5 protein-coding genes and 2 riboswitches are annotated in these 11,624 nt (G+C 70.7%); of the genes, 4 read left to right on the top strand and 1 reads right to left on the bottom strand.

The annotated features are described in order from the left end of the window. Window positions 1-27: 27 nt before the first annotated feature. The 3 genes from JGR68_RS04515 to JGR68_RS04505 are packed head-to-tail and all read left to right on the top strand — an operon-like array spanning window position 28 to window position 7,035. Window positions 28-4,623 (top strand): HAMP domain-containing protein, encoded by a 4,596-nt coding sequence (locus JGR68_RS04515; protein WP_234446596.1) that lies wholly within the window; start codon window positions 28-30, stop codon window positions 4,621-4,623. Then, window positions 4,620-6,377: a response regulator gene (locus JGR68_RS04510; RefSeq protein ID WP_200672729.1), complete on the top strand. Its 1,758-nt coding sequence runs from the start codon at window positions 4,620-4,622 to the stop codon at window positions 6,375-6,377. Before JGR68_RS04515 ends, JGR68_RS04510 begins: the two co-directional genes overlap by 4 nt. Window position 6,378: 1 nt before the next feature. Further along, on the top strand, window positions 6,379-7,035 hold the full coding sequence (locus tag JGR68_RS04505) for a HAMP domain-containing sensor histidine kinase (RefSeq protein WP_199361128.1): 657 nt from the start codon (window positions 6,379-6,381) through the stop codon (window positions 7,033-7,035). A gap of 15 nt (window positions 7,036-7,050) precedes the next feature. Here the strand turns inward: JGR68_RS04505 and JGR68_RS04500 are convergent, their stop codons facing one another. Beyond that, window positions 7,051-8,301 carry a multidrug effflux MFS transporter gene (locus JGR68_RS04500; protein ID WP_199361125.1) on the bottom strand — a complete coding sequence of 417 codons (1,251 nt, stop codon included), beginning with the start codon at window positions 8,299-8,301 and terminating at the stop codon, window positions 7,051-7,053. Window positions 8,302-8,472: 171 nt separating this feature from the next. After that, a riboswitch (glycine riboswitch) is annotated at window positions 8,473-8,566 on the top strand. Then, window positions 8,567-8,658, top strand: a riboswitch (glycine riboswitch). A 51-nt stretch (window positions 8,659-8,709) separates the two neighbouring features. On the opposite strand from JGR68_RS04500, the gene gcvP reads away from it, so the two are divergent. Next, on the top strand, window positions 8,710-11,598 hold the full coding sequence (gene gcvP / locus JGR68_RS04495) for an aminomethyl-transferring glycine dehydrogenase (RefSeq protein WP_199361123.1): 2,889 nt from the start codon (window positions 8,710-8,712) through the stop codon (window positions 11,596-11,598). Window positions 11,599-11,624: the final 26 nt, after the last annotated feature.

The following is an 11,624-nucleotide window of genomic DNA, read 5'->3' as shown; positions in this document are numbered from 1 at the left end:
GACGCCCGGGGCGGCTCCGACAGCGCCATGCAGCAGATGCTCTCGGCGCTGCAGGCGATGGCCCAGGGCGATTTCTCGGTGGAGCTCCCGGGCCACTGGGAGGGCCTCGAGGGGCGCCTCGCCGACGCGTTCAATACCGTCGCGCGCAGCAACCGCGGACTCGCGCTCGAACTGGCGCGCGTCGGCGAGAAGGTCGGTCGCGAAGGCCTGACCCGGCAGCGCATCGGGCTGCCGAACCGCCATGGCTCCTGGGGCGGCATGGAGGATTCGTTCAACGAGCTGGTCGACGACCTGGTGCGGCCGGTGGCCACGATCACCGAGGCCATCGCCGGCGTCGCCAAGGGCGACCTGACCCGCAGCGTCCCGCTCGAGGCCGACGGCCGCCCGCTGCAGGGCGAGTTCATGCGCTCGGCGACGATCGTCAACCGCATGATCGAGCAGATGGGCGAGTTCAGCTCGGAGGTCACCCGCGTCGCGCTCGAGGTGGGAACCGCCGGGCGGCTTGGCGGCCAGGCCAAGGTGGCCGGCGTCTCCGGCGTCTGGAAGGAGCTCACCGACTCCGTCAACCAGATGGCCTCCAACCTCACCGCGCAGGTGCGCAACATCGCCGAGGTGACCATCGCGGTCGCCAACGGCGACCTCTCGCGCAAGATCACCGTGGACGTGCGCGGCGAGATCCTGCAGCTGAAGGAAGCCATCAACACGATGGTCGACCAGCTCCGCGGCTTCGCATCGGAGGTCACGCGCGTCGCGCGCGAGGTCGGCACCGAAGGCAAGCTCGGCGGCCAGGCGATCGTGCCCGGCGTCGCCGGCACCTGGAAGGACCTCACCGATTCGGTCAACGCCATGGCGTCGAACCTGACCAGCCAGGTGCGCAACATCGCCGAGGTCACCACCGCGGTGGCGCGCGGCGACCTGTCGCGCAAGATCACCGTCGACGTGCGCGGCGAGATCGCCCAGCTCAAGGAGACCATCAACACGATGGTCGACCAGCTCAACGGCTTCGCGGCGGAAGTCACCCGCGTGGCGCGCGAGGTCGGCACCGAGGGCAAGCTCGGCGGCCAGGCCCAGGTGCCCGACGTCGCCGGTACCTGGAAGGACCTGACCGACCACGTCAACTCGATGGCGTCCAACCTGACCAGCCAGGTGCGCAACATCGCCGAGGTCACCACCGCGGTGGCCAAGGGCGACCTGTCGCGCAAGATCACCGTCGACGTGCGCGGCGAGATCGCCGAGCTGAAGGACACCATCAACACGATGGTCGACCAGCTCAACAGCTTCGCCGCCGAGGTCACCCGCGTGGCGCGCGAGGTTGGCACGGAAGGCAAGCTCGGTGGCCAGGCGCAGGTCCCCGGCGTCGACGGCACCTGGGCCGACCTGACCGACTCGGTCAACGCCATGGCGTCCAACCTCACCAGCCAGGTGCGCAACATCGCCGAGGTGACCACGGCGGTGGCGAAGGGCGACCTGTCGCGCAAGATCGCGGTCGACGCGCAGGGCGAGATCCTGCAGCTCAAGGAGACCATCAACACGATGGTCGACCAGCTCAACGGCTTCGCCGCCGAGGTGACCCGCGTGGCGCGCGAGGTCGGCACCGAGGGCGAACTCGGCGGCCAGGCCCAGGTTCCGGGCGTCGCCGGCACCTGGAAGGACCTCACCGACAACGTCAACTCGATGGCCACCAACCTGACCACCCAGGTGCGCAACATCGCCGAGGTGACCACGGCGGTGGCGCGCGGCGACCTGTCGCGCAAGATCGCGGTCGATGCGCAGGGCGAGATCCTGCAGCTCAAGGACACCATCAACACGATGGTCGACCAGCTCAACGGCTTTGCCGCCGAGGTTACGCGCGTGGCGCGCGAGGTCGGCACCGAAGGCAAGCTCGGCGGCCAGGCGCAGGTGCCCGGCGTCGCCGGCACCTGGAAGGACCTGACCGACAACGTCAACTCGATGGCGACCAACCTCACCACGCAGGTGCGCAACATCGCGGAAGTGGCAACGTCGGTTGCGCGCGGCGACCTGTCGCGCAAGATCGCGGTCGACGCGCAGGGCGAGATCCTGCAGCTGAAGGACACCCTCAACACGATGGTGGACCAGCTCAACGGCTTCGCCGCCGAGGTCACCCGCGTGGCGCGCGAGGTCGGCACCGAAGGCAAGCTCGGTGGCCAGGCGCAGGTGCCGGGCGTGGCCGGCACCTGGAAGGACCTCACCGACAACGTGAACTCGATGGCGACCAACCTCACCGCCCAGGTGCGCGGCATCGCCAAGGTGGTGACTGCCGTTGCCACCGGCGACCTGCAGCAGAAGCTCACCGTCGAGGCCAAGGGCGAGATCGCCGAGCTCGCCGACACCATCAACGGCATGACCGACACCCTGGCGATCTTCGCCGACCAGGTGACCACGGTCGCGCGCGAGGTCGGCGTCGAAGGCCGCCTCGGCGGCCAGGCCCACGTGCCCGGAACGGCCGGCATCTGGAAGGACCTCACCGCCAACGTCAACCAGCTTGCGGCCAACCTCACCACCCAGGTGCGCGCGATCGCCGAGGTCGCCACCGCGGTGACCCAGGGCGACCTCACCCGCTCGATCACGGTCGATGTCCGCGGCGAACTCGCCGATCTCAAGGACAACATGAACCTGATGATCGGCACCCTGCGCGCGACCACCGAGTCGAACAGCGAGCAGGACTGGCTGAAGACCAACCTGGCCAAGTTCAGCGGCATGATGCAGGGCCAGCGCGACCTGCAGACCCTGGGCCAGATGCTGCTGTCCGAGCTCGCGGTCCTGGTCGGCGCGCAGCAGGGGCTGATCTACGTCGTCGAATCCGACGACGCCAGCCAGCCGCGGCTGCGCCAGCTCGCGCGCTATGCCGATGCGCCGGGCGCGCCGCAGCCGGGGACCCTCGCGTTCGGCGAAGGCCTGGTCGGTCAGTGCGCGGCCGAAGGCCGGCTGATCCTCATCGACGACGTGCCGCCGGGCTCGGTGCAGATCGAGTCGGGGCTGCTCAACGCCGTGCCGCGCAACGTGATCGTGCTGCCGGTGCTGTTCGAGCGCCAGGTCAAGGCGGTGCTGGAGCTGGCGACGCTGGCCGGCTTCACCCCGTCGCAGCGGATCTTCCTCGAGCAGCTGTCGGGCAGCATCGGCATCGTGCTCAACACCATCGAGTCGACGATGCGCACCGAGCGCCTGCTCTCGCAGTCGCAGCAGCTCGCGGGCGAGCTGCAGGCGCAGCAGGACGAGCTGCAGCAGACCAACGAGGAGATCGCGCTCAAGGCGCACATGCTGGCCGAGCAGAAGGCCGAGGTGGAGACCAAGAACCGCCAGATCGAGCACGCGCGCCGCGAGCTGGAGGAAAAGGCCGCGGAGCTTGCGCTGACCTCGCGCTACAAGTCCGAATTCCTGGCCAACATGTCGCACGAGCTGCGCACGCCGCTCAATTCGATCCTGATCCTGGGGCAGCAGCTGGCGGAAAACCCCGGCGACAACCTCAGCGGGCGCCAGGTCGAGTTCGCCAAGACCATCCACGCCGCCGGCACCGACCTGCTGAACCTGATCAGCGACATCCTCGACCTGTCCAAGATCGAGTCGGGAACGGTGACAGTCGAAAGCGAGACCGTCCAGTTCGCCCACCTGCGCGACAACCTCCTGCGCGCCTTCGGCCACGAGGCCGAGCGCCGCGAGCTCGACTTCAGCATCGAACTCGACCCCGAGCTTGGCCCGGCGCTGAGCACCGACCCCAAGCGCCTGCAACAGATCCTGAAGAACCTGCTGTCGAACGCGCTCAAGTTCACGCCGCAGGGCAGCGTGCGGATGCGCGCGTTCAAGGCGGCGTCGGGGTGGTCGCCGGACAACGCCACCCTGCGCGAGGCCGGCACCGTGGTCGCCATCGAGGTCAGCGACACCGGCATCGGCATCTCGGGAGACAAGCAGCGGATCGTCTTCGAAGCCTTCCAGCAGGCCGACGCGGGCACCTCGCGGCAATACGGCGGCACCGGGCTCGGGCTCGCGATCAGCCGCGAGATCGCCGGCCTGCTCGGCGGCGAACTGCAGCTGCGCAGCGAGGCCGGCCGCGGCAGCACCTTCACGCTCTACCTGCCGCTGCATTACGCCGCGGGCGGCCAGCTCGCGGCGCTGCGCGTGCCGCGGACACCCGGGCGCGAGCGCCCGGCCGTCGAGCCCCCGCTGCTGGCGCCTGCCGACCGCGAACGAGGCGCCGCCCAGCGGGGCGAAGCCGCGCCGCTGGACGACACCCTGGTCGACCGGCGCGTGCTCGTGGTCGACGACGACGTGCGCAACATCTTCGCCATGTCCAGCGTGCTCGAACGCCACGGCATGCAGGTGGTCACCGCCGGAAACGGCCAGGACGCCATCGCCCGGGTGTCCAATGGCGCCGAGGTCGACCTGGTGCTGATGGACATCATGATGCCCGGCATGGACGGCTACGAAACGATGCGCGCGATCCGCCAGGTGCCGGCGCTGCGCACGCTGCCGATCATCGCGATCACCGCCAAGGCGATGAAGGGCGACCGCGAGAAGTGCCTGGAGGCCGGCGCATCCGGCTACCTGGCCAAGCCGGTGATCACCGACGAACTCCTGGGGGTGCTGCGGCAATGGCTGCGTCGTTGAGCCGCGACGCCCACGTCGCCGCCGCGCGCACCGGCCTGCCCGCCCCGGCGATCGAGCCGGTGCGCATCCTGCTGGTCGACGACCAGCCCGCGCGGCTGCTCACCTACACGGCGATCCTCGAACCGCTGGGTGAATGCCTGGTGCAGGCCAGGTCAGGGCGCGAAGCACTGAAGCGGCTGATGGAGGACGACTACGCGCTGATCCTGCTCGACGTGAACATGCCCGACATGGACGGCTTCGAGACCGCGGCCCTGGTGCACCAGCACCCGCGCTACGAGAAGACGCCGATCATCTTCGTCACCGCGGTCAACCTGTCGGAGATGGACCGGCTGCAGGGCTACCAGCTGGGCGCGGTCGACTACGTCATGGTGCCGGTGATCCCGGAGATCCTGCGCAGCAAGGTCGAGGTGCTGGTCGAGCTCTACCGCAAGCGGCAGGAGCTCGAGGCGCTCAACGCCAGCCTGGCCGCGCGCAACCAGGAGCTGCAGCGCGAGAAGGCACGCGAGCTCGAGGCCCTCAACGAATCGCTGCGCCTGGCGAACGAGGCGCTGGCCAGCCGCAACTCGGAGCTGCAGACGGAAGTCGCCGAGCGCGCACGCGCCGAGGAGCGCCTGCGCGGCGTGGACCAGCGCAAGAACGTGTTCCTCGCCACCCTCGCGCACGAACTGCGCAACCCGCTGGCGCCGCTGCAGAACGCGCTCGGCATCCGTCGCCTGCAGGGCGGCGGCGCGGCCGATGCGCTGCAGGACACCATGGAGCGCCAGCTGGATCTCCTGGTCCGGCTGATCGACGACCTGCTGGACATCGCCCGCGTCAGCCAGGGCAAGCTCGCGCTGCGACCGGACCCTGTCGCGCTCGCCGACGTGCTCTCCGGCGCGGTCGAGATCGCCCGGCCCTGGCTCGATGCCGGCGGCCATCGCTTCGCGATGCAGCTGCCGGGACAGGACGTGGTCCTGCAGGCCGACCACGCGCGCCTGGCGCAGGTCTTCGCCAACCTGCTCAACAACGCCGCCAAGTACTCCGACCCCGGCAGCCGCATCGAGCTCGAGGCCGCGCTGGACGAGGCGCGCGGCGAGGTGGCCGTGAGCATCCGCGACACCGGCATCGGACTGGAGAGCGACCAGCTGGAGGACATCTTCGAGGTGTTCCGCCAGGTCGACACCACGGTCGAGCGCTCGCACGGCGGCCTCGGCATCGGCCTGACCCTGGTGCAGAAGATCACCGAGATGCACGAGGGGCGCGTCGAGGTGGAGAGTGACGGACTGGGCCTGGGCTGCGTCTTCCGCGTGCACCTGCCGTGGCGCCCGGAGGCCGCGCTGCCGGCCAGCCGGGTCCCGGTGCCGACGGTCGCCGCGGTCGCCGCCGCGCCCGCGCCCGCCGCCCCGACCCGCGTCCTAGTGGTCGACGACAACCACGACGCGGCCAGCACCCTGGCGATGATGGTGCGCCTGCTCGGCCACGAAACCGCCGAGGTCCACGATCCGCTGCTGGTGGAAGCCGAAGTCGAGCGTTTCGCGCCCGACGTGGTCTTCCTCGACATCGGCATGCCGGGGCGCAGCGGCTATGACATCGCGCGCAGCCTGCGCGCCCGCGCGCCCTCCCCGGCCATCGTCGCGGTCACCGGCTGGGGACAGCCGGCCGACCGCGAACGCACGCGCGAGGCCGGCTTCGACGAGCACCTGGTCAAGCCGCCGCGGCTCGACGCCGTGCAGCGCCTCTGCACCGCCGCCGGCCAGCGGCGCGGGGAGGCCTGAGGTGCCGCTCGACAGGACCTGGCTCGACCGGCTGGCACACGACCTGCGTGGGCCGCTGTCGCCGATCCAGACCGCCGTCTACCTGCTGCGCGCGCCGGGCGTGGATGCCGGCCAGCGCGACGAGCTGCTGGCCGTGCTCGACCGCCAGGCGCAGCGCCTGGGCGCGATGATCGACGAGTTCAGCGACCTGGTGCAGGCGGACCGCGGCGGCCTGGTCGCCAGCCACGAGGTCGTTGACGTCGGCATGCTGGTGGCCGATGCGATCGCGCGCCTGCCGGCGCGGCCGCCGCGGGTGGACTTCGCCCCCGACGCGGGGCAGCTCGAGGTCGAGGGCGACGGCCGGCGCCTGGGCCAGCTGTTCGATGCCCTCCTCGGCCTGCAGGCGGCGCGGGGCTGCACCACGCCGGTCGAGGCGCGGATCGAGCGTTCGGCCACGGGCCTGCGCATGGCCTGCACCGCCCGCTGCCCCGACGCGTCCGACGCGCTGGCCGCCTCGCTGCTGGAATCCCCGCATCCCGATCCGCCGGACGGCGCGCTGGGACTGGGCCTGGTGGTGGCCTCGGCTATCGCCCGCGCCCACGGTGGCCGGCTGCTGGCCCATGCCAGCGGTGCGGACGCGCTCGAATTCGTGCTCGAGCTGCCGGCCGTCCCCGGCTGACGCGGGGCAACGGCCTCAGACGTGTTCCGCCGGATCCGGCATGCCGGGTTCGCATTGCCCCGCCGGCAGGCGGCGGATGCGGTAGCGCTCCAGCCGCCAGACCAGCCAGCCGCCCAGGGTGAACAGGCCCGCGGCGATGGCCAGGCTCGCGGTCGAGCCACTCACCAGAGGCGACAGCAGGCCGGCCACCACGGCGTTGAGCGCCAGGCTGGTGAAGGCCTGCAGCGACGAGGCCGAGCCGCGCTGGCGCGGATACATGTCGAGGATCGCCAGCGTCAGCACCGGGAAGACCATCGCGACGCCGAACGCGTTCAGGGCCACCGGCAACACGGCCCACGGCACCGTCGGGACGTCGACCAGCAGGCCGTAGGCGACGTTGCAGGCCGCCGCCAGCCCGCAGCAGGCGAAGCCGATGTTGACCTGCACCGCGTGCGCCATGCGCCCGGCAACCCGCCCGGAGGTGAAGGCGCCCAGCATCATCCCGCCGATCATCGGCGCGAAGAACCAGGCGAAGCTGCGCTCGTCGAGCTTCAGCAGGTCGAGCACGAACGCCGGCGCCGAGGCGATGTAGAGGAACAGCGCGGCGAAGTTCAGCGCGCCGGCCGCGGCCAGGCGCTGGAAGCGGCGGTTGCCGAGGATCAGCGCGTAGTCGCGCAGCATGCTGCGCGGCGCAAGCGCGCTGCGGTTCTCCGCCGGATGGGTCTCGGGCAGCCAGGCCCAGGTGGCCGCGAGCAGCAGCACCGCGAAGCCGACCAGGAACCAGAAGATGTCGTGCCACTCGCCCACGCCCAGGATCCAGCCGCCGATCACCGGCGCGATCGCGGGCGCGATGCCGAAGATCATCGACACCTGGCTCATCAGGCGCTGGGCGTCGTCGCCGTGCAGCACGTCGCGGATCACCGCGCGGCCCACGATCAGGCCCACGCCGGCCGACAGGCCCTGCAGCGCGCGGAAGGCGAGCATGGTCGGCAGGTCGTCGGCCAGCGCGCAGCCCACCGAGGCGCCGATGAACACGACCAGGCCGGCCAGGATGACCCGACGCCGGCCCAGGGCGTCCGAGAGCGGCCCGTGCAGCAGGCTCATGGCGGCGTAGGCGACCAGATAGGCGCTGATCGTCTGCTGCATGGCCAGCTTGTCGGCGCCCAGCGAGGCGCCCATGGCCGGGAACGCCGGGAAGATGGCGTCGATCGAGAACGGGCCGAACATCGACAGGCCGGCCAGCAGCAGGGCCAGCCGGCCCATGGACTTGGGGAGGTGCGGAGGCATGGGCAGGCGCCGGCACGGGGCCGGCGCGGACAAGGCGGAGCCGACAAGGATACCGGCTACCCGCCTACCCCTGTAGGAGCGGCTACAGCCGCGATGGCGGGACGTCACAGCAAGGGCGATCGCGGCTGTAGCCGCTCCTACAGCAGGCGGCGGGCTATAATCCCCGGGCAAGACCCTCCAGCGGGAGAAGCCGTCCACGTCCACGGACCGGCTGCCGAAGGCGCAACGCCCGTAATCGCTCAGGCCCACGTACCGCCGGCGGGGACAACTCTGGAGAGACCGGTCAAACCCGGCGCCGAAGGTGCATGGATGGGGCTCGCACCCCGTCCCGAACTCTCAGGCAAAAGGACAGAGGGGCGCCCCGCGTGCGTGCACGCGGCCCCTTCGCGCCCGCCAGAGTCCATAGCCATGTCCAAGCAGCCTGCCTCCCTCCGCTCGCTCGAGCATCACGACGCGTTCGTGGAACGCCACATCGGCCCCAACGCGGACGAGATCGCGCAGATGCTGCGCGTGGTCGGCCACGAATCGCTCGACGCGATGACCGACGCCATCGTCCCCGGCTCGATCCGCTCCGGCGACGCGCTGGCCCTGCCGCCGCCGATGACCGAGGTCGACGCGCTGGCGAAGATCCGCGCGATCGCCGACCGGAACACCGTGTTCCGCAGCTTCATCGGCCAGGGCTATTACGGCACCCACGTGCCCAACGTCATCCTGCGCAACATCCTCGAGAACCCGGCCTGGTACACGGCCTACACGCCCTACCAGGCGGAGATCTCGCAGGGCCGCATGGAGGCGCTGATCAACTTCCAGACCATGCTGGCCGACCTCACCGGCATGGAGATCGCCAACGCGTCCCTGCTCGACGAGGCCACCGCCGCGGCCGAGGCGATGACCCTGGCCAAGCGCTCGGCGAAGTCGAAGTCCAACGTGTTCTTCGTGTCCAAGAACGTGCATCCGCAGACGCTCGAAGTGCTGCGTACCCGCGCCGGCGGCCTCGACATCGAGCTGCACGTCGGCGACGACGCCGATGCCGCCACGGTCGACAGCTACGGCGTGCTGCTGCAGTACCCGGACACCTTCGGCCGCATCCACGACTACCGCGCCGTGGCCGAGGCCGTGCATGCGCGCGGCGGCGTCGTGACCGTGGCCGCGGACCTGCTGGCGCTGACCCTGATCGCCGCGCCCGGCGAATGGGGCGCGGACATCGTCATCGGCAACACCCAGCGCTTCGGCGTGCCCTTCGGCTTCGGCGGCCCGCACGCGGGCTACATGGCCTGCCGCGACGCGTTCAAGCGTTCGATGCCGGGCCGCCTGATCGGCGTGTCGGTCGATGCCGAGGGCAACCCCGCCTACCGCCTCACCCTGCAGACCCGCGAGCAGCACATCCGCCGCGAGAAGGCCACGTCCAACATCTGCACCGCGCAGGTGCTGCTGGCGGTGATGGCGTCGATGTACGCGGTCTACCACGGCCCCGACGGGCTGACGCGCATCGCGCGCCGCGTGCACCGCTACACCGCGATCCTGGCCGAAGCCCTGCGCAAGGCCGGCGCCAGCGTGGGCGGCGACTTCTTCGACACCCTGCACGTGAGCGGCATCGACGCCGCCGCCGTGCACGCGAAAGCGCGCGAGGCGCGCATCAACCTGCGCATGATCGACGACGGCAGCGTCGGCATCAGCCTCGACGAGACCACCACCCGCGAGGACGTGGCCGCGCTCGCCGCGCTGTTCGGCGGCCAGGTCGACGACATCGACGCGCTCGACTCGGCGACCGCCGACGCCCTGCCGGCCGGCCTGCTGCGCACCAGCCGCTTCATGACCCATCCGGTGTTCAACACCCACCACAGCGAGCACGAACTGCTGCGCTACATGCGTGCCCTGGCCGACAAGGACCTTGCCATGGACCGCACGATGATCCCGCTGGGCTCGTGCACCATGAAGCTCAACGCGACCGCCGAGATGATCCCGATCACCTGGCCGGAGTTCAGCCAGATCCACCCGCTGGCGCCGGCCGACCAGGCCGAAGGCTACACGGTGCTGATCGACGGCCTGGAAGAGATGCTGGCGGAGATCACCGGCTATGACGCGGTCAGCTTCCAGCCCAACTCCGGCGCCCAGGGCGAGTTCGCCGGCCTGCTGGCGATCCGTGCCTACCTCGCCTCGAAGGGCGAAGGCCACCGCGACATCTGCCTGATCCCCGAGTCGGCGCACGGCACCAACCCGGCCTCGGCGCAGATGGTTGGCATGACCGTGGTGGTGACCCGCTGCGACGCGAACGGCAACGTCGACGTCGCCGACATCCGTGCCAAGGCGGAAAAATACTCCGATCGCCTGGCGGCGATCATGATCACCTACCCGTCCACGCACGGCGTGTTCGAGGAGGACGTGGTCGAGATCTGCGAGATCGTCCACACGCATGGCGGCCAGGTGTATACCGACGGCGCCAACATGAACGCCCTCTGCGGCGTGGCGCGCCCGGGCAAGTGGGGCTCGGACGTCAGCCACCTCAACCTGCACAAGACCTTCTGCATCCCGCACGGCGGCGGCGGCCCCGGCGTCGGACCCTGTGCGGTGAAGTCGCACCTCGCGCCCTTCCTGCCGCGCGCCTTCGGCGGCGAGGGCGAGGTCGGCATGGTCTCGGCGGCCACGCACGGCTCGGCCAGCATCCTTCCGATCAGCTGGATGTACATCGTGATGATGGGCGCCGAAGGCCTGCGCCGCGCGACCCAGGTCGCCCTGCTCAACGCCAACTACGTCGCCAAGCGCCTCGAGCCGCACTACCCCACCCTGTACACCGGCCGCAACGGCCTGGTCGCGCACGAATGCATCCTCGACCTGCGCCCGCTCAAGGACCGCACCGGCGTCGGTGCCGAGGACGTCGCCAAGCGCCTGATCGACTTCGGCTTCCACGCGCCCACGCTGAGCTTCCCGGTCTCGGGCACGCTGATGGTGGAGCCGACGGAGAGCGAATCGCTGCACGAGCTCGACCGCTTCATCGACGCCATGATCCAGATCCGCGACGAGATCCGCGCGATCGAGGACGGCCGCCTGGACCGCGAGGACAACCCGCTCAAGCACGCCCCGCACACCGCGGCGCAGGCCTCGGCCAGTGAGTGGACCCACGCCTATCCGCGCGAGCTGGCGGTGTTCCCGCTGCCGTCCCTGCGCCTGCAGAAGTACTGGCCGCCGGTGGCGCGCGTGGACAACGTGCACGGCGACAAGAACGTGTTCTGCAGCTGCATCCCGATCGGCTCGGCCGAGGACGAGCCCGAGGCGTTCAGCGAGCCCGACGTCGCCTGAGCCGCCGGCGCGTCGCCCCCGCGGGC

The sequence above is a fragment of the Luteimonas sp. MC1750 genome (assembly GCF_016615955.1).
Lineage (GTDB): Bacteria > Pseudomonadota > Gammaproteobacteria > Xanthomonadales > Xanthomonadaceae > Luteimonas.
Note: the sequence above shows the minus strand (reverse complement) of the source record. Positions and strands in the feature narration are given on the sequence as shown.